This window comes from Empedobacter sp. UBA5036 (genome assembly GCF_002415215.1).
GTDB classification, from domain to species: domain Bacteria; phylum Bacteroidota; class Bacteroidia; order Flavobacteriales; family Weeksellaceae; genus Empedobacter; species Empedobacter falsenii_B.
Genome location: NZ_DICC01000034.1, coordinates 770 through 27,747, shown reverse-complemented (window position 1 = coordinate 27,747; position 26,978 = coordinate 770). Strand labels below are relative to the sequence as shown.

The 26,978-nt window shown below is 32.1% G+C and carries 25 protein-coding genes; 14 read left to right on the top strand and 11 right to left on the bottom strand.

All coding sequences use genetic code 11. The features are described 5' to 3' along the window. Positions 1–93: 93 nt before the first annotated feature. The 5 genes from B4J88_RS06330 to B4J88_RS06310 form a co-directional block, all read right to left on the bottom strand. Positions 94–885: a (Fe-S)-binding protein gene (locus B4J88_RS06330; protein ID WP_038332021.1), complete on the bottom strand. Its 792-nt coding sequence runs from the start codon at positions 883–885 to the stop codon at positions 94–96. 39 nt (positions 886–924) lie between these two features. Continuing rightward, positions 925–1,353 (bottom strand): LNS2 domain-containing protein, encoded by a 429-nt coding sequence (locus tag B4J88_RS06325; RefSeq protein WP_125348737.1) that lies wholly within the window; start codon positions 1,351–1,353, stop codon positions 925–927. Positions 1,354–1,424: 71 nt separating this feature from the next. Next, on the bottom strand, positions 1,425–2,750 hold the full coding sequence (locus tag B4J88_RS06320) for a (Fe-S)-binding protein (RefSeq protein WP_291066917.1): 1,326 nt from the start codon (positions 2,748–2,750) through the stop codon (positions 1,425–1,427). 54 nt (positions 2,751–2,804) lie between these two features. Further along, on the bottom strand, positions 2,805–3,779 hold the full coding sequence (locus B4J88_RS06315; protein WP_038332017.1) for an MlaD family protein: 975 nt from the start codon (positions 3,777–3,779) through the stop codon (positions 2,805–2,807). Positions 3,780–3,838: 59 nt separating this feature from the next. After that, the gene (locus tag B4J88_RS06310) at positions 3,839–5,134 is read right to left on the bottom strand and encodes an N-acetylmuramoyl-L-alanine amidase family protein (protein ID WP_257467976.1); all 1,296 of its coding nucleotides are present in this window, start codon (positions 5,132–5,134) and stop codon (positions 3,839–3,841) included. Positions 5,135–5,206: 72 nt separating this feature from the next. Here B4J88_RS06310 and B4J88_RS06305 point away from each other — a divergent pair, with 72 nt between their 5' ends. From B4J88_RS06305 to B4J88_RS06245, 13 genes are all read left to right on the top strand, one after another. Beyond that, entirely contained in the window at positions 5,207–7,819 is a 2,613-nt protein-coding gene (locus B4J88_RS06305) for a putative LPS assembly protein LptD (RefSeq protein ID WP_291066885.1), read from the top strand. A gap of 12 nt (positions 7,820–7,831) precedes the next feature. After that, positions 7,832–8,218: a RidA family protein gene (locus B4J88_RS06300; protein ID WP_125348731.1), complete on the top strand. Its 387-nt coding sequence runs from the start codon at positions 7,832–7,834 to the stop codon at positions 8,216–8,218. A gap of 9 nt (positions 8,219–8,227) precedes the next feature. Next, positions 8,228–8,704: a hypothetical protein gene (locus B4J88_RS06295; protein WP_291066883.1), complete on the top strand. Its 477-nt coding sequence runs from the start codon at positions 8,228–8,230 to the stop codon at positions 8,702–8,704. A gap of 9 nt (positions 8,705–8,713) precedes the next feature. Further along, positions 8,714–9,787, top strand: a complete 1,074-nt coding sequence (gene pdxA / locus B4J88_RS06290) for a 4-hydroxythreonine-4-phosphate dehydrogenase PdxA (RefSeq protein ID WP_286484795.1) — start codon at positions 8,714–8,716, stop codon at positions 9,785–9,787. 72 nt (positions 9,788–9,859) lie between these two features. After that, positions 9,860–10,441 (top strand): YceD family protein, encoded by a 582-nt coding sequence (locus tag B4J88_RS06285; protein WP_125348725.1) that lies wholly within the window; start codon positions 9,860–9,862, stop codon positions 10,439–10,441. Between the two features lie 55 nt (positions 10,442–10,496). Then, entirely contained in the window at positions 10,497–10,694 is a 198-nt protein-coding gene (gene rpmF / locus B4J88_RS06280) for a 50S ribosomal protein L32 (protein ID WP_019975824.1), read from the top strand. A 125-nt stretch (positions 10,695–10,819) separates the two neighbouring features. Next, entirely contained in the window at positions 10,820–11,302 is a 483-nt protein-coding gene (gene accB, locus B4J88_RS06275) for an acetyl-CoA carboxylase biotin carboxyl carrier protein (protein ID WP_125348723.1), read from the top strand. A 20-nt stretch (positions 11,303–11,322) separates the two neighbouring features. Continuing rightward, complete coding sequence (accC, locus tag B4J88_RS06270) at positions 11,323–12,687, top strand: acetyl-CoA carboxylase biotin carboxylase subunit (RefSeq protein WP_221854334.1); 1,365 nt, start codon at positions 11,323–11,325, stop codon at positions 12,685–12,687. 279 nt (positions 12,688–12,966) lie between these two features. Continuing rightward, the gene (locus B4J88_RS06265; RefSeq protein ID WP_038331998.1) at positions 12,967–14,286 is read left to right on the top strand and encodes a trigger factor; all 1,320 of its coding nucleotides are present in this window, start codon (positions 12,967–12,969) and stop codon (positions 14,284–14,286) included. A gap of 50 nt (positions 14,287–14,336) precedes the next feature. Next, on the top strand, positions 14,337–15,002 hold the full coding sequence (clpP, locus tag B4J88_RS06260; protein ID WP_038331995.1) for an ATP-dependent Clp endopeptidase proteolytic subunit ClpP: 666 nt from the start codon (positions 14,337–14,339) through the stop codon (positions 15,000–15,002). A gap of 239 nt (positions 15,003–15,241) precedes the next feature. Next, complete coding sequence (gene clpX, locus B4J88_RS06255) at positions 15,242–16,390, top strand: ATP-dependent Clp protease ATP-binding subunit ClpX (RefSeq protein ID WP_280062867.1); 1,149 nt, start codon at positions 15,242–15,244, stop codon at positions 16,388–16,390. 598 nt (positions 16,391–16,988) lie between these two features. After that, on the top strand, positions 16,989–17,126 hold the full coding sequence (locus B4J88_RS06250) for a hypothetical protein (protein ID WP_286494681.1): 138 nt from the start codon (positions 16,989–16,991) through the stop codon (positions 17,124–17,126). 56 nt (positions 17,127–17,182) lie between these two features. Continuing rightward, positions 17,183–18,478, top strand: a complete 1,296-nt coding sequence (locus tag B4J88_RS06245) for a TlpA family protein disulfide reductase (protein WP_291059229.1) — start codon at positions 17,183–17,185, stop codon at positions 18,476–18,478. A 58-nt stretch (positions 18,479–18,536) separates the two neighbouring features. On the opposite strand, the gene rodA is transcribed toward B4J88_RS06245, so the two are convergent. The 6 genes from rodA to sppA form a co-directional block, all read right to left on the bottom strand. Further along, on the bottom strand, positions 18,537–20,081 hold the full coding sequence (gene rodA, locus B4J88_RS06240; protein ID WP_291048789.1) for a rod shape-determining protein RodA: 1,545 nt from the start codon (positions 20,079–20,081) through the stop codon (positions 18,537–18,539). Beyond that, on the bottom strand, positions 20,050–22,035 hold the full coding sequence (locus B4J88_RS06235) for a peptidoglycan D,D-transpeptidase FtsI family protein (protein ID WP_291066880.1): 1,986 nt from the start codon (positions 22,033–22,035) through the stop codon (positions 20,050–20,052). Before B4J88_RS06235 ends, rodA begins: the two co-directional genes overlap by 32 nt. Next, positions 22,032–22,547, bottom strand: a complete 516-nt coding sequence (gene mreD / locus B4J88_RS06230; protein ID WP_291048795.1) for a rod shape-determining protein MreD — start codon at positions 22,545–22,547, stop codon at positions 22,032–22,034. Before mreD ends, B4J88_RS06235 begins: the two co-directional genes overlap by 4 nt. Then, positions 22,537–23,388 carry a rod shape-determining protein MreC gene (gene mreC / locus B4J88_RS06225; RefSeq protein WP_291066878.1) on the bottom strand — a complete coding sequence of 284 codons (852 nt, stop codon included), beginning with the start codon at positions 23,386–23,388 and terminating at the stop codon, positions 22,537–22,539. The genes mreD and mreC overlap by 11 nt, the downstream gene beginning before the upstream one ends. Positions 23,389–23,402: 14 nt before the next feature. After that, complete coding sequence (locus B4J88_RS06220; RefSeq protein WP_019975837.1) at positions 23,403–24,428, bottom strand: rod shape-determining protein; 1,026 nt, start codon at positions 24,426–24,428, stop codon at positions 23,403–23,405. A gap of 168 nt (positions 24,429–24,596) precedes the next feature. After that, positions 24,597–26,366, bottom strand: coding sequence for a signal peptide peptidase SppA (sppA, locus tag B4J88_RS06215; protein ID WP_291048802.1), 1,770 nt, complete (start codon positions 26,364–26,366; stop codon positions 24,597–24,599). 49 nt (positions 26,367–26,415) lie between these two features. Here sppA and folK point away from each other — a divergent pair, with 49 nt between their 5' ends. Further along, positions 26,416–26,802, top strand: coding sequence for a 2-amino-4-hydroxy-6-hydroxymethyldihydropteridine diphosphokinase (gene folK, locus B4J88_RS06210; protein WP_221854325.1), 387 nt, complete (start codon positions 26,416–26,418; stop codon positions 26,800–26,802). The last annotated feature ends 176 nt before the right edge of the window (positions 26,803–26,978 follow it).

The following is a 26,978-nucleotide window of genomic DNA, read 5'->3' as shown; positions in this document are numbered from 1 at the left end:
GATGTTAGATGTTAGATGTTAGAAAGCTAAAATTTTTACATAAAAAAGCCATCTCAAAGAGATGGCTTTTTTATATTATTTTTATAAATTCGATTATAAATCTTTCGCTTCCATAATCAATTCAGCTAAGTCTTTTACCATAACCGTTGATTCTTTTTCGAAGTGTTTTACACCGTCTGTCATCATTGTATTACAAAATGGACAACCTGTTGCGATAATGTGCGGCTCTTTCTCTAAAGCCTCTTCTGTACGTTCTACATTGATGTCTTTGTTTCCTTTTTCTGGTTCTTTGAACATCTGCGCTCCACCAGCACCACAACATAATCCACGTGTTTTGCAACGTTTCATTTCGACTAATTCGGCATCTAATTTTTCGATTAATTCACGAGGCGCTTCATACACATCGTTACCGCGACCTAAATAACAAGGATCGTGGAAAGTGATTCGTCTTCCTTTGAATGTTTCAGAACCTTCTAATTTCAATTTACCTTCGTTGATTAACTGTTGTAAATATTGAGAATGATGCAAAACTTCATACTCTCCACCTAAACTTGGATATTCATTTTTTAAGGTATTGAAACAATGTGGACAAGTCGTAACGATTTTTTTCACTTCGTAAGCATTCAGAACTTCAATGTTCATCATAGCTTGCATTTGAAAAACAAATTCGTTTCCGGCACGCTTTGCAGGATCACCTGTACACGATTCTTCTGTTCCTAAAACAGCGAATTCTACTCCAATATTATTTAAAATCTTAACGAATGCACGTGTTATTTTTTTGGCTCTATCATCAAAACTTCCAGCACATCCAACCCAAAACAAAACTTCTGGTTGTTTGCCTTCGGCCATATATTGAGCCATTGTTTTAACTGTAATATTTGACATATTTTTTTGTAGTCTTTGTGTTATTTGAATGGATTTGGTTTAATGTTTTCCATCATCAAAAACTTGAATCGAAACATTTTTTTCTACCAAATCTGTAAATTTACCATTGTATCGTGTTGCTTTTACTAAATGGTTGTCTACCCAATGATAATTTCCTCCACGAGGTTTTCCCATTAAAAGTCCATGATATTTGAAACCATGTTTTTTCAACCAAATTTCTGTGTACTCACGATGTTCTTCTGTACGTGATGTAAAAAATGTGATAATATGTCCTTCGTCGTACCATTTGTTTAACGTTTCTAAAGCATCAGGATATAACTCCGCAGTTAGCATACGTTCTGGTTCTTCGTTTGGAATATCATCGCAAATTGTTCCATCAATGTCAATTAAATAATTTTTGACATTTTCTGGTAAAATAGGACTTACTCTTTCTCCGTTTTCAATTTTTTCCTCTAAGAAATTTTCCATGTGTGTTGTGTTTGTGTGTTATGTATAAAAATTAATAGTTCTTTGAGAATGAGTAATTGTATTTTACAATTTTAATCGTTTGCCCAATTCAATCTATCCGCATTGTTAAATTGCCAAGGAGCTCCATTATTTTCGACATTTGTCATCATCATGTTCAACTCGTTTGGCGCAGCAGATTGTTCCATTACCAAATAACGACGCAAATCAATAATAATTGATAACGGATCGATATTTACTGGACAAGCCTGTGTACAAGCATTACAAGATGTACATGCCCATAATTCTTCTGGCGAAATGTAATCGTTGACAAGCATTTTACCATCATCCACAAAACTTCCGTTTGCATCGATGTTTTTACTTACTTCTTCTAAACGATCACGAGTATCCATCATAATTTTTCGAGGAGATAATTTTTTCCCTGTCAAATTTGCTGGACATTCAGATGTACAACGCCCACACTCCGTACATGTGTAGGCATTCAATAATTGTACTCTGTTTAAATCAAAAATATCTTTTGCTCCAAATGTTTCTGGCTCTCCCTGTGGTTCGGCAGGTGCTGCGTAAGGATCTGCATTTGGATCCATCATCATTTTTACCTCATCTGTTACAGATTGTAAATTATTGAATTCTCCTTTTGGTTCTAACTTAGAAAACCATGTATTTGGAAAAGCCAAAATGATGTGTAAATGTTTTGAATAATACAAATAATTTAAGAAAAAGAAAATTCCGATGATATGAAACCACCAAGCTGCTCTTTCTATAATTGTAATAAATGTGATGTCGTTGAATTGACTAATAATTGGTGCTGTTAACCAAGAAGAAATTGGAAAAGATCCTGTTTCGATATAATGAGGTGCACCCATTTTTTGTAACACTTGATCTGCACCATTCATTGTAAATAAAGCCAACATAAATGCAACCTCCATAATTAGGATATAATTAGCATCGTCTTTTGCCCAGCCTTTCATTTCTGGTTTCCAAAAACGTCCAACTTTTACAAAGTTTCTTCTACAGAAGAAAATGATACACGAAACCATCACCAAAAAGGCTAAAATCTCGAAAAACCCTATCATTCCGTTATAGAAACCTCCTAAGAAACTTAGAATACGGTGTGTTCCGAATACACCATCGATGATAATTTCTAATACTTCGATATTGATTAAAACAAATCCTACATAAACAAAAACATGTAGAATACCAGCAAGAGGACGAACAGTCATTTTACCTTGTCCTAAAGCCACACGAGCCATCGTTTTCCACCTTTCCGCAGGATGATCGAAACGATCTATTTCTTTCCCTAATTTGATGTTACGTATAAGTTTCTTTACGTTTTGCGCAAAGAACCAAATACTTCCTATCATAATTAGAAGAAAGATTACATTTGGAATGTACTTCATCATTTTTTATTAGTCTTTTTGTGAGTTTTGAGTATTTAAATTTTAGTTTTGATTTTATGGCTGAACTGGTTGCTTTTTACCAAAAACAGAGATGTTCACATAACGACTTGGGTTTTTCTTTAAGTCTGTTACCAATTCATTCATATTTTTGATTGTTGCTTCAAGTTCGTTAGCTAGCGTTTCATCTTTTGCTAATTTTCCTAAAGAACCTTTTCCATTGTTCATATCTTCTAACAATGTATTTAAGTTTTTAGACGCATTTTCAAAATTCTTAATCACTTGATCTAATTCTAACGCGTTTAATTTATCCGCAGTTTTTCCAAATTTGTCAACCGTAGCTTTTGCAGAAGCCATTGTAGCACTTGCATTGTTAAGCGTTGTGTTCAATGTCTTTTCGTTTGTTTTGATCAAATTATTTGCACTATTTGATGTTGCAGTCAACGATTGCGCTGTTTTGTCGAACGAATCAATTGTATGATTCAAGTTTCTCAACATTGCTTTAATATCTTGTTGAGTTGACGGATCCAAAACATTGTTTACACTTCCTAATGTTTGATTAAAACTTAATAAAACACTATCTAACTTTGCTTGTGTTGGCGTTAATTGTTTCGTCAAACCATCTAACATTCCGCCTGCAATACGACCTTGTAAATAATCACCATCTTTTGCTACATCTGGTCCATAGTCTAATAAAAGTCTAACTTCTGGTCCAGACATAATTCCTGGTTCGTAAATTTCTGCAATTGTTTTTTTCGAAAATTGAATATCTTTTTCGACAGAAATCACGACTTCAAAATAGATAGGTTTTGCAGTATCTATAATTTTAATTTCTTTCACCTGACCAACTCTCAAACCGTTTACAGAAACAGGTTTAGAAGGAGCTAATCCGCTTACATTTTCGTATTTTACAGTAAACAAACGTCCTGATGAAAAAATATTTTGACCTTTTAAGAAATTGAATAGCATGAAAAAACCTACTAAGGTTAAGATGGTAACAACTCCTATTTTTAATTCTTTAGATAACTTCACTTGTTATGATTTTATGCAAAAATAAAATTTAATTTGTAAAGAAACATTTTATATTACGTTTACATTGGTTCTTCACCATTAAATGTAACGATAAAGGCGTTTCTAAAACCTTTGTCTTGTACTTGTTTCAATGTTTTTTGAGCAGATTCCATTGTTTTATCAGAGCCATAATAATATTTCTGAAGTCCACCTTCTTTTACTCGCAACACATTTGTCAATCCATTAAATTTTTCGTCTTTGTCTTTATATTTTTTATTTGATGTCATAAACTGAACACGATAATTTTTACCACCTTCTAATTTTTTATTCGTTTCAAATTCTACAATTTTTGCACCAGAAAATCCTTTACGTTTTACCGTTTGCAACAAATCATCTGCACGAGATTGTAAATCTGTTTCTCCGTAATAATACACGTAATTATCACCTTCCTGAATTACATCTAAATCTGTTAAACCTCTTAATTGCGGCGAAGTTGAAGAAAATTTCATTTTAGACTCCATTACCCTTACCTTCAATTTTTTACCTTCTACAGGTTTTTCAACTTTTTTAACTGGTTTAGGTTTTTCGTCCTCGTCCTCTACTCCACTTCTACGATCATATTCTTTTTTGAATTGTTTAAAAGCTTCATAAATTGTAGTCGTCGTTTTATCTTTTCCTTCGTCTGATGCTAAAAATGTTCCTTCATCATAATTCGAAATAAATCCTAACTCTACCAAAACAGAAGGAGAAGCATTTCCTCTCAACACGTGAAAATTTGCTTGTTTAACACCTCTACTTTTTCTGAAATCACGATTCACGAAACCTTTTTCTACCAAATCTGCAAAACGAATAGATTGTTCTTTATAAGCTGCATTCATAATCTCAAAAGCGATAACCGCTTCCGGATCATTTGGATTAAATTTTTCGTAACGTTCTTGATCTTTCTCTAAAAACACAACCGAGTTTTCACGTTTAGAAACTTCATCTGTTTCGTTAGATCGTTTCAATCCCATTACAAATGTTTCTGTTCCCGTTGCGCTTTTGTTATCAGCCGAATTACAGTGAATCGAGACAAATAAATTCGCATGATTATCATTTGAAATTCGTGTACGTTCCCATAATTCTAAAAAAATATCTGTATCACGTGTTAAAACAACTTTAACATCTTTGTGATTTTTCTTAATTAATTCCGCCAATCTTTTCGAAACATCTAACGTGATATTCTTTTCATAATCAGCGACTCCCCTTGCTCCAGCATCATGTCCACCATGACCAGCATCAATAACAATTACAAAATTTTGCTTTTTTTGTGCAAATGAAAATGTAGAAAATACCATCATCATCGCAAAAAATAAATACTTTTGTATGTTAATCATTTTTAAACTCATACTATAGGTTTGTTTTTTTGATTAATTTTGACGCAATTTATAAAAAATAAGTTTTTCAATTTGTTTACAAAGGCAATTAAATCGATTTTATTTTTTAGTCCAGTTATGGTTTGCACCGTTTCTTTTGGACAAGTTAAGCAAAATAATAACGATAAAGATCACTCTAAGATAGTTTCTGATTCAGTAAAATTAGATACTATTATCCCTGTAAAAGAGAAATTAGAGTTTGTGGTAGAGCACAATTCCGAGGACGAAATACATAATCGTAAAAAACGTATGACTTACCTTTTGCGTAAGGCACATGTAGTTTACGGCGATATGACTATTGATGCAGATTATATCGAACTAAATTGGGATACAGGTGATGTATATGCCGAAGGTAAGCGCGATTCTATTGGGAATATTATTGAAAAAACTAAGTTTACACAAGGTCAACAAGAAATTTTGCAAGATGCTTTCAAAGTAAATTTCAAAACGAAAGTTGGAATTGCATATAACATTCGCATGACGCAAGAAGATGGAATCATCATTGCTGATAAAGCGAAGCGTGTCAATGATTCGGTAATGTTGTTAAAACGTGCCGATTTTACAACGGATACTTATTTTAAAGAAGGAAAAGATACTCGACCAGATTATTTTCTTCGCGCCAAAGAAGGAAAAATGATTGATAAAAATGGTAAGAAAACATTAATTACCGGACCTATCAATATGTGGATTTATGACGTACCAACGCCCTTAGCATTGCCATTTGGTTACATCCCAGCGATGGGTGCAAAACGTGCCGCAGGTATTTTGATGCCTCGCCCAGGTGAGCGTACAAATCTTGGTTTCTTTATCGAAGATTTAGGGTTTTATGTTCCATTTGGAGATAATTTCGATTTAAAACTTTCGGGAGATGTTTATACAAAAGGTAGTTGGGCTGCTAGAGCCGAGTCTACCTATAAAAAACGTTATAAATACAATGGACGACTTGCAGCGAATGTAGAAAATCGCTTAACTGGTATCAAAGGTCTTACCGAAGGTTCTAATGCGTTTTCTAAACAAAATATGTTTGGTGTAATGTGGTCGCATAGCCAAGACCCAAAAGCAAATCCATATTGGCTGTTCAATGCCAACGTTAACTTTTCGAGTTCGAAATATTACCGTGAATCTGTACGAAATCAATACATCAATACTGGACAAGTTTTTACAAACAACGTTAACTCGTCTATCAACTTAACAAAAAACTTTGAGAATGCACCTCTAACAGCTCAATTGAGTATGTCTCACTCTCAAAACTATAATACTGGAGATATTAACATTGCATTTCCTCGTTTCAACTTGACGATGTCTCGTATTTTCCCATTTGCAAAGAAAAATATGCCAAAAGAAGGTTTAATTCAGAATCTTGGTTTAACGTATAGTATGCAAGCTGGAAATGAAGTTAACACCAACGACAAAGACATCTTTACGGACAAAATGTGGAAAGATCAAATGCGAATGGGTGCGAATCACAAAATTGGTTTGCAGACAGGTATTACACTTGCTAATTATTTCCCATTAACACTTTCTTCTGACTATAATGAAGTTTGGGGTGATAATCGTTTGATTAAAAACTACAATTCTGTTAACGGAAAAATAGAGGACACAACATTGAAAGGATTCAATTCATATCGAACATTTAATTTCAATGCTTCTGTTTCAACTAATATTTATGGATTATATCTTAATCCAAATAAAGATGCTAAGATTTTAGGAATTCAGCACGTGATTACACCATCTATTGGTTATAGTTATACGCCGGATTTCCAAAGTCAATCTTGGGGATATTACAAAGCTTATCAAAACCAAAATCAAGAAGAAGTTTGGTACAATCAATATCAAAACATGTTGTATGGTGTATCAATTCCTGGTTTGACAAATTCATTAAACTTTGGAATTTCGAACAATTTAGAGATGAAAGTAAAAGATGCAAATGATTCGAAAGGTTTCAAGAAAGTAAAGATTTTTGAATATTTACGTTTGAGTTCATCTTATAATTTCTCTGCGGATGAATTTAAACTTTCTCCAATTAGTATTAATGGAATGACATCTTTGTTTAACAGAAAAGTAAATGTACAATTCTCATCAACTGTTAATCCATATAAAATTCAACGTTATATAAATGCTGAAGGAAATGAAGTTGCTCAATACATTGATGAACTTGGCTTAGGAAATCTTCGTATTTCGAATATGACATTAGGAACTGGTTATACTTTTGATAATAGTACATTTGGTGGAAAACGTTTCGATGCCAAGAACTATAAAAAGCGTGGAACAGTTCGTGACGAAAATTTCTATTATGACAGCGATAATTATGCGCAATTTGCTATTCCTTGGAGTTTAACAGCTAATTTAAGTTATAATTATAGCAAAGGAACAGAACGAAAAGGAAGTAGCACAGGTTCTATTGCAATGAATGGTAAAATTTCGCCAACACCATATTGGGCAATTTCTGCAAATGCAACTTACGATTTCATCAAAAGTGAAATAACTTATGTACGTTTTGGTTTTGAAAGAGATTTACGAAGCTTTACCTTATCATTCAACTGGACACCAATGGGAACATATAAAAGTTATGATTTCTTTATCGGAATCAAAGCATCAATCTTACAAGATTTAAAATACAACGATAGATCAAGACTTAATTACTAAAAAAATATTAATATGAAAAAACAAATCGTTCATACAGAAAAAGCACCACAAGCAATTGGACCTTATTCACAAGGTGTAAAATACAACGGATTTATTTACACATCAGGACAAATTCCTTTCAATGTAGAAAAAAATGAATTGGTTACAACAGGTATTCAAGATGAAGTTCATCAAGTAATGAAAAATGTAATTGCAATTTTAGAAGCGGGCGGAACAACAATTGACCAAGTTGTAAAAACAACAATTTTCGTTAAGGATTTGAATGATTTCAATGCAGTTAACGAAGTTTATGCTTCTTATTTTAATGACGAAAATTACCCTGCACGCGAATGTGTAGAAGTTGCTCGTTTACCACGCGACGTAAATGTTGAAATTTCTGTAATCGCCATTGCAGACTAATAAAATATTATGCTAAAAGACAAAACTGTATTAAGAAACACAATTGCTGTAGTGGTAGGATTAGCTGTAATCTTTGCCATTATACAATTTGGTCTTATATACAACGCGGATAGATTAGGATGGGACGACAAAATTTTCCCTGAATGGAGACACATCATCAAATACTTTTCGCACCAAGAAGGAAAAAAATTCGAAGTTCAATTTTTTGGATCAATGCTCGCAATTAGTGGAATTGCAGCTTTAGTTGGAGGTGTTATAACAGCACTTATCGTAAGAAGAGCTAAACAAGCTTACACGATGTTTGTAGGTTTTATTGTGTTAATCGTTGCATTAGGCGACGTTCTTATCACGCCTTATCACCCAACTTGGTACGAAATTGCGATCTGTCCAGTTTTATTCTTTTCATCATGGATTGGAGGTTTAATTGTAGATTTAATTTACAAAAGATTTTTAAAAAAATACAAACCATCCAGCCAATCATATTAAACTAACATTATGTCTGAAAAAGATAGAAAAATTAGAGTTGCCATCTCGATTGGTGATTATAACGGAATCGGAATTGAGGTTATCTTAAAAACCTTACAAGAAAAAGAAATAACAGAGTTTTTTACGCCTGTTATTTTCGGTTCAACCAAATTATTATCGTATCAAAAAGATCGTTTAAAATTTGACCGAATCAATTTTCAAGGTATTCAAGATGCAAATCAAATTGTAGACGGAAAAATCAATGTGGTTAATCTTTGGAAAGATCAAATTGATGTACATTATGGTAAAGTAACCAAAGAAGCTGGTGAACACGCTTATCAATCATTAAAAGCGGCTGCAAAATCTGTTTCAGATGGTTTTACAGATGTTTTGGTAACGGCTCCAATTAATAAAGATAATATTCAGTCCGAAGAATTTCATTTCCCAGGTCATACCGAATATTTAGGAGAAGTTTGGGGAGGAAAACCTTTGATGTTCTTAGTTTCAGAGAAATTGAGAGTTGGTTTAGTGACGCAACATATTCCGATTAGCGAAGTTGCCAAACAAATTAATCCAAAATCTGTTTATGCAAAAATTCAACAAATTCATAAAAGTTTGATTGAAGATTACGCTATCAGCAAGCCAAAAATTGCTGTTCTCGGGCTTAATCCTCATGCAGGTGACAATGGTTTGTTAGGATCAGAAGAAAAAGAAATTATTTCGCCAGTTATCGAGCGTTGCATTAACGAAAATCAATTAGTTTTCGGACCTTATTCAGCAGATAGTTTTTTCAATCCAAGTAATTTAGACGCTTTTGATGCTGTTTTGGCCATGTATCACGATCAAGGATTGGTTGCTTTCAAAACAATTAGTTTTGATGAAGGAGTTAATTATACAGCTGGATTAAAATTTGTACGAACTTCGCCAGATCATGGTGTAGCTTACGACATCGCAGGAAAAGGAATTGCAAACGAAGAATCATTTAAGGAAGCTATTTTTTCGGCAATCGAATTATATAAAAATCGAAACGAATACCAAGAGCTAACAAAAAATGTATTGCAACATATTCCTCTAAAATTAGAAAAAGGCGATAATAAAGAATAAAAATTTAAAATAAGTTGCAAAGAGCTATTAATTTTAAATAAATTAGATTATCTTTGCACACCTTTTTGTGGTATGGACAAGTTAAAAAATTATAATATTGTATTTACAAGCTTGCCTTTTGGTAAGAGTGATTTTACATTCGAATTATCACAATCGTTCTTTGATTTATTTGAAATTGAGCAAGATTTTGACAATCCTAATTTAATTGCAACAATTATTTTAGATAAAAAATCAACAATGCTTGAGTTAGAAATCAGCTTAAAAGGAGACATTACAGTCCCTTGTGATTTGACTGGAGAATTGTTTCAACAAGAAATTTCAAATAATGCAGAATTAATTGTTAAATTTGGAAACGAGTTTGACGATACTGATTTTGAAATGTGGGTAATTCCAAGAGAGGAATACCAAATCAACGTTGCGCAAGTTCTTTATGAATTGGCAATGTTATCAGTACCAACAAAACGAATTCATCCCGATGTCTTGAATGGCAAAAGCGATTCTGAAATGATTGAATTGTTAGACCAATACAGCATTTACGAATTAGACGAAGATGAAGAATACGAGCATTACGATGAAGACAACAACAATGATGACGATGACGATAATAACGACATTGATCCTCGTTGGGCAAAATTGAAAGATTTGAAACCTTAATTGGTTTTTATTATTAAAATAAATTATAGAAATAAAGAAAAAAAAGTAGTTAGATATGGCACATCCTAAGAGAAGACAGTCGTCAACAAGAAGAGATAAACGTAGAACACACTACAAAATCGAAGCTCCACAATTAGCAATCGATAAAACAACAGGTGAAGCACATTTATATCACAGAGCTCACTGGTCTGACGGAAAATTATACTACAAAGGTAAAGTAGTATTAGAGAAAGTACAAGAAGTTACTGAATAATATAATCTTCGAAAGATTTTGAAGCTGTTTCTAAAAAGAAACAGCTTTTTTTATTTTTTTTTCAATACCTTTGAAATCGTTTTATAAAAAACAAACATAAAAGGTCAAATAAAAAACCGCATTATATGGACATTAAAGACATTCAAAATTTAATTAGATTCGTATCAAAAGCAGAAGTTGCTGAAGTAAGCATCAAACAAGATGACATCGAAATCAAAATCAAAACTTTAGCAAGCGTACCTGCACAAGTTGCATCTCAACAAATTTATGTACCACAAGCTCCTGTAGCTCCAATTGCCGCTCCTCAAGCGTCTGCAGCTGCACCAGCAAATAACTCTACAACATCAACAGAAGAAGAAAATAGTAATTTAATTACAGTTAAATCTCCTATGATTGGTACTTTCTACCGTGCTGCAGGACCAGGTAAAGAACCTTTTATCAATGTAGGTGATGCTATTGCTCCAGGTAAAGTTTTATGTATTGTTGAAGCAATGAAGCTATTCAACGAAATCGAATCAGAAGTTTCTGGAAAAATTGTAAAAATCTTAGTGGACGACGCTAGTCCAGTTGAGTACGATCAACCATTATTCTTAGTTGATCCAGCTTAATCAATTACATCTAAAAAATTATGTTTAAAAAGATATTAATCGCTAATAGAGGTGAAATTGCAATGCGTATTATACGTACTGCAAAAGAAATGGGAATCAAAACGGTTGCCGTTTACTCTAAAGCAGACGAGACTTCATTACACGTACGTTTCGCTGACGAAGCTGTGTGTATTGGTCCTGCTCCAAGTAAAGATTCGTACCTAAAAATGGCTAACATCATCGCGGCTGCAGAAATTACTGACGCGGATGCTATTCACCCAGGTTACGGGTTTTTATCTGAAAACTCAACTTTTTCTAAAATCTGTGCTTCTAACGGAATCAAATTCATCGGTGCTTCTGCAGAAAATATCGAGCGTATGGGAGATAAAGCCAATGCGAAAGCTACTATGAAAGAAGCTGGTGTTCCTGTAGTACCAGGTTCTGATGGTTTATTAGAAAGCTATGAGCAAGCCTTAGAAGTTGCGCGCGAAATTAAATACCCAGTTATGATGAAAGCTACTGCCGGTGGTGGTGGTAAAGGTATGCGTGCAATTTGGAAAGAAGAAGATTTATTACACGCATGGGAATCTGCTCGTACAGAAGCTGCTGCAGCTTTTGGTAACGACGGAATGTATATGGAAAAATTAATCGAAGAACCACGTCATATCGAGATTCAAGTTGCAAGTGACCAAAACGGTAAAGCTTGTCACTTATCAGAACGTGACTGTTCTATTCAACGTCGTAATCAAAAATTAGCAGAAGAAACCCCTTCTCCAATCATGACAGACGAATTACGTCAACGTATGGGAGATGCAGCAGTTAAAGCTTGTGAATATATAGGTTATGAAGGTGTTGGCACAATTGAATTCTTAGTTGACAAACACGGAGATTTCTACTTTATGGAAATGAATACTCGTATCCAAGTAGAGCATCCAATTACTGAGCAAGTAACAGGTTTCGATTTAATTCGTGAACAAATTATGTTAGCGGATGGTGAGCCAATCTCTGGTCAAAACTATTATCCAAACGGACATTCTATCGAGTGTCGTATCAATGCAGAAGATCCTTATAACGACTTCCGCCCTTCTCCAGGGAAAATTACAAATATTAATATTCCTGGTGGTAACGGTGTTCGTGTTGATACACACGTTTATGCTGGATATACAATTCCACCAAATTACGATTCTATGATTGCAAAAATCATTGTTACTGCACAAACGCGTGAAGAAGCAATAGCAAAAATGAAACGTGCGTTAGGGGAATTTTATATCGAAGGTATCAAAACAACGATTCCTTTCCACTTACAGTTGATGGATAATCCAGATTTTATCGCGGGTAATTACACAACTAAATTTATGGAGGATTTTGTTTTTGACGAATCTTACGCAAATTACGGAGAATTATAAGAAATTAAATTTTCGAAATATTGAAAATCCAGAACGTATATTCTGGATTTTTTTATGTCATTGTGTCAGCAAAAATCAAATGGCTTAATTGTTGAAAATATCACCTAAGAAAAGTAGTAAATAATCAATTCAATCATCACATCTAAAATCAAAATCTAAACTATTTGATAAGATTCAATCCGAATTGTTAATTTATAGTGAATGAATTGATTGTAATATTACTTTTTACTATTAAAAATCATTAATAATTTATACATTTGCACTCCAAATTTAAGGTAGATGAATATTACTAAAAATACAACAGACAAATTAAACGCAGTATTAACTGTAACTGTTGATAAGGCAGATTATCAAGAAAAAGTAGTTGACGTATTGAACCAATACAGAAAAACAGCTAACATCAAAGGTTTCCGTAAAGGACAAGTTCCAATGAGTTTTGTAAAAAAACAATACGAACAAGCTGTTATTTTTGATACAGTTAACGAAATTTTACAAAAAAGTGTATCTGAGTACATCAACACAGAAAAATTATCAATATTAGGAAATCCAGTTCCAGTAATGAAAGATGTTGATTGGGATGCTGATCAATTATCATTTGATTTCGAATTAGGATTAGCTCCAGAATTTGATGTTGATTTATCTAAAGTAGAAGTTGAAAGCTACAAAGTAAAAGTTGCTGACGACGAAATCCAAAAATATGTAGATAATTTCGCTGCTCGTTTTGGATCATTAAAATCTTTAACTGAAGCTGAAGCTGAAGCTGTATTGAAAGTAGAAGCTGCTGTAGAAGGGCAAGAAGCTAAACCAACATTTATCCGTTTAGAAGAATTGAAAGATGCTTCTGCATTTATCGGTAAAAAAGCTGGTGATGTTGTAGAAGTAAATTCTAACGATATTTTTGACACTGCTGAAGAAGCTGCACAACAATTGAACACAGAAGTTTCTGAAGAAGGAACTAACGTTACGTATACAATCAAAGAAATTAACAAAGCTGAAAAAGCTGAAGTTAACCAAGAATTATTTGATAAAGTTTATGGAGAAGGAGCTGTAGATTCAGAAGAAGCTTTCCGTAACAAAATCAAAGAAGAGTCAGAAAACATGTACAACAAAGAATCTGACAAACAAATTATCAATGATGTTGTAGCTAAATTATTAGATACAGTTCAATTTGATTTACCAACAGAATTTTTAACAAAATGGTTAATCACTTCTAACGAAAATGTAACTTCTGAAGAGCAAGCGAAAGAAGAATTGGTAAAAATGGACAAAGGTTTACGTTACCAATTAATCGAAGCTAAAATTGCTGAAGTTAACAATGTAGAAGTAAATGCTGAGGAAGTAAAAGAAGCTGCTTTTGCTGCAATCAAAGATCAATTAAAAATGTACGGTCAAACTTCTATTCCAGAAGAAACATTACAACAAATTGCAATGTCTGCTTTACAGAATCAAGAAGAATACAACCGTTTATCATACCAAGTGTTTACAGACAAAATGTTAGACATCTTCAAAAACAATGTAAAATTGAACGAGAAAGAAGTAACATTTGACGAGTTTGTTGACATTATTACAGAAAAAAATAAAGAATTAGCAGAAGCTTAATCACTTCTAAAAAATTCTTTATACCTTTCATTTAAAATCTAAATTTAATAATGAAAAACGTAGGAGAAGAATTTAAAAAATATGCGCTGTTAGACAAAGGAATTAGCTCTTTACATATGGAGAGTTACATCCAAAATACAACGCCTTACATCGTTGAAGAAAGAAAATTGAACGTTGCACAAATGGACGTTTTCTCTCGTTTGATGATGGACAGAATCATCTTTTTAGGAACAGGTATCGATGATCAAATTGCCAATATTATTCAAGCGCAATTATTGTTCTTAGAAAGTGTGGATGCGACAAAAGACATTCAGATTTATGTTAACTCACCAGGTGGTGGTGTTTATGCAGGATTAGGAATTTACGACACAATGCAGTTAGTAAAACCAGACGTTGCAACAATTTGTACAGGAATGGCAGCTTCTATGGGAGCAGTTTTATTATGTGCAGGTGCAGCAGGAAAACGTTCGGCTCTTAAACATTCTCGCGTGATGATTCACCAACCTTTAGGAGGTGCTCAAGGACAAGCTACTGATATGGAAATTACATTAAAGGAAATCTTGAAATTGAAGAAAGAATTATACGATATTCTTGCAACTCATTCTGGTCAAACTTTCGAGCAAATCGAAAAAGATGGTGAACGTGATTACTGGATGACTTCACAAGAAGCAAAAGAATATGGAATGATTGACGAAGTTTTATTGCCTCGTAAATAATTTTAAATTCAATAAAAATACAAAAAAAGGATACTCAAAATTTTGAGTATCCTTTTTTTCGTTTACAAATACTTAAAATTTTGTAAAACAATAAGAATGAAATAAAAAAAAACAATAATCTAAATAAGGACAAAAATATCCACTTTTTTGATTTAATTTACATTTATAGAAATTAACAAATAATTTATTTTCTATCTAGAAGAAAATAAATACCTTTGCATCTTAATTAGTATAAAAAATTGGAAGAAAATAAGTGCTCTTTTTGCGGAAAAAGCAGAAACGAAGTAAATATTTTAGTGTCTGGAATCGACGGTAATATTTGTGATAATTGCATAGAACAAGCTCATGGTATAGTTTTAGAAGAATCGAAATTTAACGAAAATAACGATTTGATAAAACCATTAACGCTAAAATCTCCGAAAGAAATTAAAGAGTTTTTAGATGATTATGTGATTGGTCAAGACCAGGCAAAAAAAATATTGTCGGTTGCCGTATACAATCATTACAAAAGAATATTATTAGACAAAGAAAATGATGTAGAGATTGACAAATCGAACGTTATTTTAGTTGGAGAAACAGGAAGTGGAAAAACATTATTAGCAAAAACAATTGCTAAGTTATTAAATGTTCCATTTGCAATCGTTGATGCAACTGTACTTACAGAAGCTGGATATGTAGGAGAAGATGTAGAAAGTATTTTGACGCGTCTTTTACAATCTGCTGATTACAATGTAGAGCTTGCCGAAAAAGGAATCGTATTTATTGATGAAGTAGATAAAATTGCACGTAAAAGTGACAATCCATCTATTACACGTGACGTTTCTGGAGAAGGTGTACAACAAGCTTTGCTTAAAATTTTGGAAGGAACTATTGTTAACGTGCCACCAAAAGGAGGACGTAAGCATCCTGATCAAAAATTTATAGAAGTTAATACAAAAGATATTTTATTTGTGGCTGGTGGAGCTTTTTCTGGAATAGAAAAACACATTGCAGATCGTTTGAAGAAACACGTAATTGGTTTCAAGAATGAGGATCACAAAGAAATCGAAAATCTTTTGGATGAAGTAAATGCACAAGATTTGAAAAACTTTGGTATCATTCCAGAATTAATTGGACGTTTACCAATTATTACGTATCTTAAAGCATTAGATAAAGAAGCGATGAGAGCTATTTTGACAGAACCAAAAAACTCTCTAATGAAACAATATACAAAACTTTTTGCCCTAGACGGAAAAGAGCTTGTAGTGACGGACGAAACCCTAAATAGAATTGTAGACCGTGCCAATGAACTGGGTTTAGGAGCTCGAGGATTACGAGCAGTTACGGAAGAAATCTTTACTGATTTAATGTATAACATTAAAGATTTACCAGAAAAAGTTATAATATAATCTGTTGAATAGTAACTTATTAATAAATATTTTTATATTTGTAATAAAATTATTATTTAATTTAATAGAAACCTACCAAAAATAACATAATTTATGAAAAAGAATCTACTTGCTTTAGTCACACTTGCTTAGGTCTATAGTGATTCTACACAATATAAATATATAAAAAATAGCTGACGATAAAATTAATAATCGCTTAGAATTCTATTGGAATCAATCACCAAAAACACTAGATATAAATGATTTAAATAAGCTACTATTTATATTGAAATAATGGAGGTCATTTTGTTAAATTTGAGCAAAGTAATACAACCGCTAATATTTCAATTTTTAATTTAATTGGACGTCAAATATTTTATAAAACAATATTTCTACAAATACAGATTATAATTTAAATATTAATAATATTCCAACCTTATATTTGGTTAAGATTGTATATTAAGGTGGTGAAACTTTAACGAAGAAAACCATTAACAAATAAAACTAGCTATGAAAAAATTATTGAAAATTAACTTGTTTTTTTTATTTGTTTTCATTATTAATGTATCTGTTAACGCCCAACCTACAAATCCTTTATTCAGATTGGAAAAATTGTAATATGAACGGAGATAATACAGGAAATAGGGATGGTATTAGAAAAGTATCTATTCATGATTATGCACCTTTTTTAATTGTTACAGCTGTAACAATTGCAGGAATAGATTCATATGAACAAAGACTAATAATTAAAAAATAAATTCATACTTTTAAACCTCAATCAATAGATTGAGGTTTTTTTATATCAAACAAACTATGAAAAATAAATTTATACTGCCGCTTGTTGTTTTAGGAAGTTCTGTCTTTGGGCAGTTTAATGTTTCTGGGCAAATAGAAAATTATGCAAATAAACCTGTTTTGGTTAAAATTTTCGACAATGCCGAAATGAAATTAATCAACAATGCGATTACTGATAACAACGGAAATTTTTCTGTAAAAGTTCCAAAAGAATACAATGGTTTTGTACGTATTGATTTGCCAACAGGTGAAAATCTTTCGTTATTAACTGATAACAAAAATCTAAAATTCAAAACGGTTAGTGGGCAAGAAATATCTACTAAACTTGAAATTTTTGAGGGAAATACACAAAAGGAATACAATAAAGTTTTAGCACTTCAACCATTAAATGAAATTCAGAACCAGGTTTTTCCTTATTTAATGCAAATGTATAAACCAACTGATGAATTTTATACAGCAATGGTAAAAGAAGATAAGCGTATAAAAGAGTTGAAACGTAACGAAAATTTTTCGCCATTAATTACCTATATTAATGAGTTGAATGATTTGAAACAAAAAGCTCAAACAAATAAAGATGCTGAAACGCTAAATGAAATTGTGAATCATTTTGTAAAAGATGATATACGATTGGAGCAATCTGGAATGTTTAATGATTTAGTTTTTGCTTATATTAATGGAAAATTAGCTGCTGCAAACAATCAAGATGTAGAAGGGAATTTAATTGCTGCTACAGACGAAATTTTGGCTAAAACAGATATCAAAACGACAAGAGGTCAAAATGTATTGACAACTATCTTAAACTTTGTTCCTGAAAAAGAATATGCAAATTTTCATAAAAAATATGTAGATAAAGTAAAAAGTTTGACTTCTAATGTAACAGATCAATTGAAAAAGAAAGTGGAAAAAAGCGCTTCTATGCAAGTGGGAAGTAAAGTTCCTAATATCACTTTTCCTCAACCTGTTAATGGGAAAAAATCATTATATGATATCAAAGAAGATCAAAAATTAATTGTTTTCTGGGCTTCTTGGTGTCCTGCTTGTCAACAAGAAATCCCGCACATTAAAGAGTTTTACAAGAACTTCAAATCAAAAGGTGGAGAAATTGTTGCTATTTCTTTAGACTATGATCAAACAGCGTTTAACAATGCTACGAAAGAATTACCTTGGTACAATTATACTGATCTTTTGAGATGGGATTCGCCAATCGCGGCAGAATATGGAATAGAATCTACTCCTACTCTAATTTTGGTTGATAAAGACAATAAATTAATTAAGAAAGTTCATCATATTTCTGAGTTAGAAGTATCGAAATAATAACGAAAAAGCTACATTGAAAATCAATGTAGCTTTTTTATTCTATTGAATTATTATTCTAAATAAATCCTTGACTGTTCTTGTAATGAATGATTAGGAAAATTCCGATCAGAATAGTGAATCCCCATAAAGAACTTCCTCCGTAGCTGAAAAATGGTAACGGAATACCAACCGTTGGGAAAAGCCCAATCACCATTGCGATATTGATAAAAAAGTGGAAAAATAAAATAGAGGCGACTGCATATCCATAAAATCGTGCAAATCTATTTTTTTGGATTTCGGCTAAGAAAAATAATCGCCCTACGAAAACTGCATAAACAATCACCAAGGCTGTACTACCAATGAATCCCCACTCTTCTCCTACTGTTGTAAAAATGTAATCGGTTTGTTGTTCTGGTACAAACCTTCCTTTTTTAATAGTTCCTTGATTGTAACCTTTTCCATATAATTCGCCCGAACCAATCGCTGTTTTTGCATACAATAAATTATATCCCGAAGTATCACGATACTTTGCTTCTCCTTCGTACAAAACCATCACACGCTCTTTTTGGTGTTTGGGTAATTTCTCAAAAATGATCGGAGAAATAAAACTAACCGTGCTTGCAAATAATAACAACACAATAGACGCAATAATACTAAAATTCAGAACATTTGCAGCTAATCCAGATTGTGTTTTGAATGGTGAATCATTAATTTCTTTTTGTTCGGTTAATTTTAAAATTAAAACTGGAATAATTGATATAAAGAATCCTATCAATCCAAAGAAAGTTGTATTAAAAAATATTGGTTCTGAGAAAAATAAGGAACGCATTGGAAATAAATGTCCGAAAGATTCGCGTGTTTCTTCAGATAAATCTTCAACCAAATAACAAATTCCAATCAATAATAAAAAGAAAATTGATAAGCCGATTAAAACACCATGCATCGCATCAACTACATTCTGATTATAATTGAAAGCTAAAATTAATAAAGCTATTGTAAGAATTATAAATCCAAAAACTAATAAAACGTAAAAAGGAATTTGTACAATCGAAATCAAGAAAATGATTAATAATATGATTGGTGCTAAAATTATCCATGGATTAAGTCCTTCTCTGTACAAGGCAATACTTAATGAACAGAAAATAATTACTGAACCTAAATCGGGTTGTAAAAGAATTAAAACTACTGGTATTGCGATAATCAACAATATTTTTCCTATAAAACCTAAGTCTTTTAGATTTGCGTTTGAATGATTGATAAAATTAGCAATCAACAAAGCTGTACCAATCTTCGCAAATTCGGCTGGTTGCAAACTCAGAGGTCCAAAACGATACCACGCTTTTGCTCCATTAATTTCCTTTCCAACAATCAAAACTCCGACGAGCAAAACGAGGGAAATGATATAAAAAACAGGACTATAAATTTCGAAAAAATTACGGTTGTTTCCGCTCGCAATTATCAAAATCAATATCATCACCATTCCAAGTCCAAACCAAATTAGCTGTTTTACACCTAAATCTGGATTGACACTATACACATTCATAATCCCGAAAGTTACTATCAGAAACCCTAGGATCAGTACAATCCAATCAATTCCTTTTAGTAATCTGCTTTGGCTCATGTTTTAGTTTTGTTGAATCTTTTTTAAATTTTAAACTATCTATTTTATTTCCGATAGAATCCTTTTTTACAGGTTCTACGTATAATCCTTTTCTTTTTAGATAATCTATCCATTGACGACGATATTCGCCTTGTAGATTACCATTTTTCATACGTTGCACTAACGCAGGTCGTTTTATTGTATCCGTTACGTATAATTCTGCGATCAAACTCGCCATTGGTCCAGCATAAGTTGTACCCCAAGAACCATTTTCTACAATTGCAGCAATCGCAATTTTTGGTTTATCTGCTGGAGCAAACAATACAAATAATGAGTGATCTTGTCCATGAGAGTTCTGAGAAGTTCCAGTTTTACCAAATTGTACAAAAGAACTTGTATCAAAACTACGAGCTGTACCCATTGTAAATACATTACGCATTCCGCGTTGAATGATGTCAAAATGTTTTGGATCAACCAATGTATTTTTTTTCACCATATAAGTAGAATCCGTCAATGGTTTTCCATCAATACTATGTACAATATGCGGTGTATAGAAAAATCCTTTGTTGGCAATAATTGCTGTATAATTTGCCATTTGCAGCGGAGTTGTATTAATATCTCCTTGTCCCATACCATTGAAAATAATACGGTAAGGATTCCAAACACCTTCTCCAAAGCGATTGTCGTAAAACTCAGCTGTCGGAATAAGACCTTTGCTACCAACCGGTAAATCTGTTCCCATAAATTTTCCTAATCCGAAACTATTCAAAATGGAAGCCCATTCGTTAATTCCGACACTATAATCATTTGGATCTTTACGAACAATATCACGATAAGCTTCAGAAAAATAATTATTACATGATTTTCCAATTGCATGTTCTAAACCTTGCGGCGTATAATACATTCCACAGTGACAACCAATATGCATACGTCCATAACGGAAACCATGTTTACAAACATATGTTGTTTTTTCTGTCATCGTTCCCATTTGTAAACCAGCCAAAGCCGTTACCATTTTGAATGTAGAACCAGGAGGATAAGTTCCTTGTAAAGCTCTATCATAAGTTGGACGAGAAATTGAATCATTAATTAATGCACTTCTCAACTTTGTATTCAAATAATCATTTGGATTAATTGTTGGCGCAGATGCTAAAGCCAAAATTTCACCATTATTAGGATCAAGAGCGACAATTGCCCCACGTTTATTTTGAAGCATTTGTTCTGCCAATTCTTGCAAACGATAATCAATTGTCAAATGAACTGTTTTCCCACTTTTTACAGGTCGATCATAATCTCCGTTTTTATATGGACCAACAACATTCATTGTTCGATCTACAATCCAGTTTTTTACACCTTTTATTCCTCGCAAATCTTTTTCATACGATTTCTCAACACCGGCAATACCAACCAAATCTCCAGGTTGATAATAGGTTGAATCTGTTTTGATATATGCTTGATTGGCTTCATTTATATAGCCCAGTATATTTCCGGCAGAATTTACCATGTATTTACGTTCAGGACGTTTGATAATGCTAAATGCAGGATACAAGTACAATTGTTCTTGCATACGAGCAAAATTCTCTCGCGAAATATTTTTTAAGAATGGATAAGGCGATAATTTTTTATAATCTTTTGCGGTAACAATTTTATCTAAAATAGAATCAAATTGTTGTGTAGAAATTCCAATCATTTTAGAGAATTTAGGTTTATCAAAACCATTCATATATTCTCCATAACTGTCAATTAATTTCCCTGGAATAACGTCTAATTCGTACGAATATGTGTTACTCACCAACAATTTTCCGTTTCGATCAAGAATATCACCACGATTAGGATAAATAATTTCTTGTTTGATCGAAGTATTAAATGCATTTAACGTATAACGATCTGTAAATAATTGCAAATACGCCAAACGTCCTATAAATAGAAACACTATAAATAGGATAAGTGCATAAACAACCATCAACTTTTTCATACTCCAACTTTATTTTTAAATAAAATTTTATAAATAAAGACAAACACAAAAGTTATTCCCGAATTGATTAATGCTTTTAGCATCAAAGATCCAATTCCTGATGGTTTAAAATTCTCAAGAAGTAATAAAATAATATGATGTGCAAGAATTAGAATAATCAAATAAAATAACCATTGCGCAAAACTGAACGAATTGAAAGAGAAAAATTCCATTTCGTAATCTTGTTTTCCTGCCAAAAGTTTGATGATTGGATTTCTAAGAAATGCGATAAGTGTTAATGCGAAAGCATGAATTCCACCTGTATATTCGAAAATATCTATCATTAATCCTAACATAAATGATAAGATTAGTAAGGCATATTTATTTTGATAAGGCGGATAAAATAATACAAATACAATATAGATATATGGTTGATAACTTCCTAAAAAGTTGATGTGATTAAACACAAAAACTTGTAACAAAGCTAAAACGATAATCTTGATAATATTGATTAAAAAATCTTTATTGAACATTCTTTGGACTTGTTATTGTATCTGATTTTTCTACTTGTTGAATTTCAACTTTATTAAGGTTTGTGACCACATAAGCTTGAGCTAAATTGGCGAAATCTTGTTTCAATCTTACTTGAACTTTCATTTCTCCCGTTTCATCAATTCCTTTGCTTACAACTTTACCTATAATAATTCCTTCTGGGAAAACTGGCGATTTACCATCTGTTTCGATGATATCACCTTTTTTCACTTCGATGTATTTCGGAATTTCATATAACTGGACAAAACGAGGATCTTTTCCATCCCATTTTACTGTCCCGAAATATTGATTTCCTTTGATACGTGCATTGATATTGATATCCTTGTTCAACAACGAAATTGCACGAGAATAATTTTTCCCTGCAAAAGTTACAATACCAATTACACCATTATTTGTAATGATTCCGTCACCTTTTTCTATTCCGTCATTTGTTCCTTTATCAATCGTCAAAAGGTTTTGCGTTTTGATAATCGAGTTGTTTACAATCTCAGCAGGTACAAAAGAATATGTTTGATGATAACCTAGGGTATCCGATTTGTAAAACTTTTTAGTTTTCGCATCTTTAATACCCAAATGCACCAATTGCTCACGCAAAAAGGCATTTTCGTCCATCAAATCTTTATTGGTACTCGGTAAATGAATAAAGTTTGTCACCTTCGCAATTTTATCATCCACATAACCTGTAAACGATGTGCTTGCAGAGGCAAGAATAGTTTCGTGATAAATATTTTTCTTAAAGACAAGAAACAACGCAATTAACTCTAAAAAGACAAAAATTAATAGCATTCCATTTCTTCTAATCGCATTCAGAATATATTGCATTGCTCTTTACTCTTCTATTTCATTAAGAAAGTGAATTTATCAATATTTTTAAGTGCAATACCAGTTCCACGAACAACAGCACGTAAAGGATCATCAGCCAAGAAAACTGGTAAACCTGTTTTTTTAGAAATACGTTGATCTAAACCTCTCAACATAGCTCCACCACCAGCCATATAGATACCAGTGTTGTAAATATCAGCAGCTAATTCTGGAGGAGTTTGAGATAACGTTTCCATTACACCATCTTCAATGCGTAAAATTGATTTGTCTAATGCACGTGCAATTTCGCGGTAATTTACAGTAATTTCTTTTGGTTTTCCTGTAATCAAATCACGTCCTTGTACTGGCATATCCTCTGGTGCATGCTCTAGTTCTTCTACAGCAGCTCCAACTTCAATTTTAACACGTTCAGCAGTTCTTTCTCCGATATATAAATTATGATGGGTTCTTAAGTAATATGCAATATCATTTGTAAAAACATCACCTGCAATTTTCACAGATTTGTCACAAACAATACCACCTAATGCAACAACGGCAATTTCTGTAGTACCACCACCTATATCAATAATCATGTTACCTTTAGGTTGAGTGATATCAATTCCAACACCTATCGCAGCAGCCATTGGTTCGTAAATAAGACGAACATCTTTTGCGTTAACGCGTGCACAAGAATCTTTTACAGCACGTTTCTCAACTTCTGTAATTCCAGAAGGAATACAAATCACCATTCGTAATGAAGGTGAAAATAACTTCCCTTGAATTCCAGGAATTTTCTTGATGAACTCTGTCAACATGAATTCTGAAGCTTCAAAATCTGCAATTACTCCGTCTTTTAAAGGACGAATTGTTTTTATATCATCATGCGTTTTACCTTGCATGTGTTTTGCTTGTTCTCCAACAGCAATAACTTTATTTGTTCTTCTATGTATAGCGACGATAGATGGACTATCTACTACAACTTTATTATTATGAATAATTAAAGTGTTAGCAGTCCCCAGGTCAATCGCAATTTCTTGCGTGAAAAAATCAAATAATCCCATCGTTGATTATGTCTCAGTATTATTAAAAATGAATGTACAAAAGTATAATAAATTTAGATGATTATAAAAGAGAATTTAATTTTTTAATCATCTAAATATTTTTACTAAAATAGTAAGATTTTAACAATAAAAAAGGGTTAAAAATATTTTAACCCTTTTTTATGATTTTTATTGAATTTGAATATCGTAAGGTAGCCTAACTTGAATACCTTTTTGTTCATTCATCATCTTTATTTCTTTATAAATTCGGATTCCGTCCGACCCTAATTCTTTTGCAATTGCTGCTTCGGTATTTTTTCCTTGAAGATTATCCATAAATTCTTCGAAAGAATCTTTTCGTTTTGGGTAATTCTCTGTCGAATATTTTTCGATTTTAGCCAATTTAGCTGCTTCTTTTATTGCTGTATCTAAACTTCCGAAATCATCTACCAAACCAATTTGTTTTGCACGAGTTCCAGACCAAACACGTCCTTCACCTATTTTATCAACTTGCTCGTATGTTAATTTTCTATTTGTAGCAACGTGATTTACGAATTTTCCATAAATCAATACAATTGATTTTTGCATCGTATTTTTTGCTGTTGGTGATAATGGTGTCGTCAAAGACTTTAACTGATCTGCATTTGCATTCGTTTTTACTTCATCAAAATCTAATCCGAAATTATTGAATAATTTTTGCGCATTTGGTATCATTCCAAAAACACCAATAGACCCAGTTATTGTATTTGGTTGCGCATAAATTTTGTCAGAAGCTTGCGCGATATAATATCCACCAGACGCCGCAACATCTCCAAAAGACACAACAATTGGCATTTTCGTTTTCAATTGCATCAATTCATATAAAATTTCTTCTGAAGCATTTGCGCTACCTCCAGGAGAATTTACACGTAAAACTAAAGCTTTGATTTTATCATTTTGACTGATTTTGCGAATCGCATCTACATAAGTTTTTGATTGAATACCATCAAAACCATCTCCTTCAGTAATTGTTCCTGAAGCATACAAAACTGCAATTTTATCTTTTTCAGATTTATTTGATAAGGTCTCAAAATAATCTTCCATTTTTATAGTATGTTTATCAAGAACTTCAAAATCAGTTTTTGATTTTTCTTCTTTCAAACCAAGTTTTGAGAATAACATTTTTTGATATTCATTTTCTTGAGCCAATACATCATAAATCTTGTTTTCTTTTCCTGTTTCTGGAATGAAAGCATACAAACTATCTGTTACTGTTGTAAATTGTTCAGGAGAAATTTTACGTGATTTTGTAATCGAAGTTGAAACATTACCCCAAACATCATTCAATAATTCCGATAATTGCAAACGATTCTCATCAGACATATTTGTTCTCATATAAGGCTCTACAGCACTCTTAAATTGTCCGTGACGAATCACCTGAAAATCTACACCATATTTATCTCCTACATTTTTGAAGAACATAATATTAGAACTCAAACCTTGTAATAAAGTTCCACCCAAAGGATTTTGATAAATTTTATCAGATACACTACTTATATAATATGACAACTGACTTCCTGAATTAGAATATGAATACACAAATTTTCCAGATTTTTTAAAATCTTCTAACGCATTACGAATATCAGTCGCTTGCGTAGCTCCACCAGAAAATTTATCCAATTTCAGACTAATTCCTTTTATTTTATCATCATTCTTCGCTTCTTCAATTGAATGAATAATATCTTGTAAAAAAACATTTGGACTTTCTGACATATCAAAAATAGAAACGGAACGATCCATATCACTTTCCATAATTGGATCTTCCAACGAAATTTCTAAAACAGAACCATCTTTCACACTTTTTGTTGGAGCAGATAATGCTGAAACAAATATCAACACGAAAAGTAGTATGACAAATACACTAATCGTTAATAGATTTCCTATGATTGTTGAGAATACTCTCCCGAAAAAGTTTTTCATTTTTAATTTATTATTACTTTTGCTCTATATGTCGCAAAATATAGTCATTTTGTTACTTGGTACAAACTTAGGTGACAAAAAAAATAATTTAGAAACAGCTAAAAACCTTATAAACAAAGAGGTAGGCGAAATAAAAAAAGAATCTAATATTCTTGAAAATAAGGCTGAAGGATTTACTACACCTAATTTATTCTTAAATCAAAAAATAGAAATTAATACAAGTTATTCTCCATTTAAGATTTTGAAAAAAATTAAAGATATTGAACAAAAAATGGGAAGAATCTATTTTAAACCCAAAGAAAATGAGAGTTACGTTGATCGTTTAATAGATATTGATATATTATTCTATAATAAAGTTTTAGTTAATTGCAATTATTTGAAAATTCCTCATCCTCAAAATTATTCTAGAGATTTTATTAAAAGTTTATATTTTTAGCCTGTTCTGCATTTTGATTATTAAATAATAAAGTTGTTCATTTGATTGAAAATTTGTAAATTGTTTTTACAATAAAAAATTCACAATGAATAACTTACTTGCAAATTATAAAAGAATATTGGAAATTCTATGAAAAATATCCTAAGATAAACTTTTAATTTATCAACGTAGAAGAC

Bases quoted from the DNA above. Each gene is read 5' to 3' on its own strand.
- accB (WP_125348723.1), top strand. From the start codon at position 10,820: ATGGACATTAAAGACATTCAAAATTTAATTAGATTCGTATCAAAAGCA.
- B4J88_RS06320 (WP_291066917.1), bottom strand. From the start codon at position 2,750: ATGAAGTACATTCCAAATGTAATCTTTCTTCTAATTATGATAGGAAGT.
- B4J88_RS06285 (WP_125348725.1), top strand. From the start codon at position 9,860: ATGGACAAGTTAAAAAATTATAATATTGTATTTACAAGCTTGCCTTTT.
- accC (WP_221854334.1), top strand. From the start codon at position 11,323: ATGTTTAAAAAGATATTAATCGCTAATAGAGGTGAAATTGCAATGCGT.
- B4J88_RS06245 (WP_291059229.1), top strand. From the start codon at position 17,183: ATGAAAAATAAATTTATACTGCCGCTTGTTGTTTTAGGAAGTTCTGTC.
- B4J88_RS06330 (WP_038332021.1), bottom strand. From the start codon at position 885: ATGTCAAATATTACAGTTAAAACAATGGCTCAATATATGGCCGAAGGC.
- B4J88_RS06300 (WP_125348731.1), top strand. From the start codon at position 7,832: ATGAAAAAACAAATCGTTCATACAGAAAAAGCACCACAAGCAATTGGA.
- pdxA (WP_286484795.1), top strand. From the start codon at position 8,714: ATGTCTGAAAAAGATAGAAAAATTAGAGTTGCCATCTCGATTGGTGAT.
- clpP (WP_038331995.1), top strand. From the start codon at position 14,337: ATGAAAAACGTAGGAGAAGAATTTAAAAAATATGCGCTGTTAGACAAA.
- B4J88_RS06220 (WP_019975837.1), bottom strand. From the start codon at position 24,428: ATGGGATTATTTGATTTTTTCACGCAAGAAATTGCGATTGACCTGGGG.
- B4J88_RS06235 (WP_291066880.1), bottom strand. From the start codon at position 22,035: ATGAAAAAGTTGATGGTTGTTTATGCACTTATCCTATTTATAGTGTTT.
- mreC (WP_291066878.1), bottom strand. From the start codon at position 23,388: ATGCAATATATTCTGAATGCGATTAGAAGAAATGGAATGCTATTAATT.
- sppA (WP_291048802.1), bottom strand. From the start codon at position 26,366: ATGAAAAACTTTTTCGGGAGAGTATTCTCAACAATCATAGGAAATCTA.
- rpmF (WP_019975824.1), top strand. From the start codon at position 10,497: ATGGCACATCCTAAGAGAAGACAGTCGTCAACAAGAAGAGATAAACGT.
- B4J88_RS06295 (WP_291066883.1), top strand. From the start codon at position 8,228: ATGCTAAAAGACAAAACTGTATTAAGAAACACAATTGCTGTAGTGGTA.
- B4J88_RS06265 (WP_038331998.1), top strand. From the start codon at position 12,967: ATGAATATTACTAAAAATACAACAGACAAATTAAACGCAGTATTAACT.
- B4J88_RS06325 (WP_125348737.1), bottom strand. From the start codon at position 1,353: ATGGAAAATTTCTTAGAGGAAAAAATTGAAAACGGAGAAAGAGTAAGT.
- B4J88_RS06310 (WP_257467976.1), bottom strand. From the start codon at position 5,134: ATGATTAACATACAAAAGTATTTATTTTTTGCGATGATGATGGTATTT.
- rodA (WP_291048789.1), bottom strand. From the start codon at position 20,081: ATGAGCCAAAGCAGATTACTAAAAGGAATTGATTGGATTGTACTGATC.
- mreD (WP_291048795.1), bottom strand. From the start codon at position 22,547: ATGTTCAATAAAGATTTTTTAATCAATATTATCAAGATTATCGTTTTA.
- B4J88_RS06250 (WP_286494681.1), top strand. From the start codon at position 16,989: ATGAACGGAGATAATACAGGAAATAGGGATGGTATTAGAAAAGTATCT.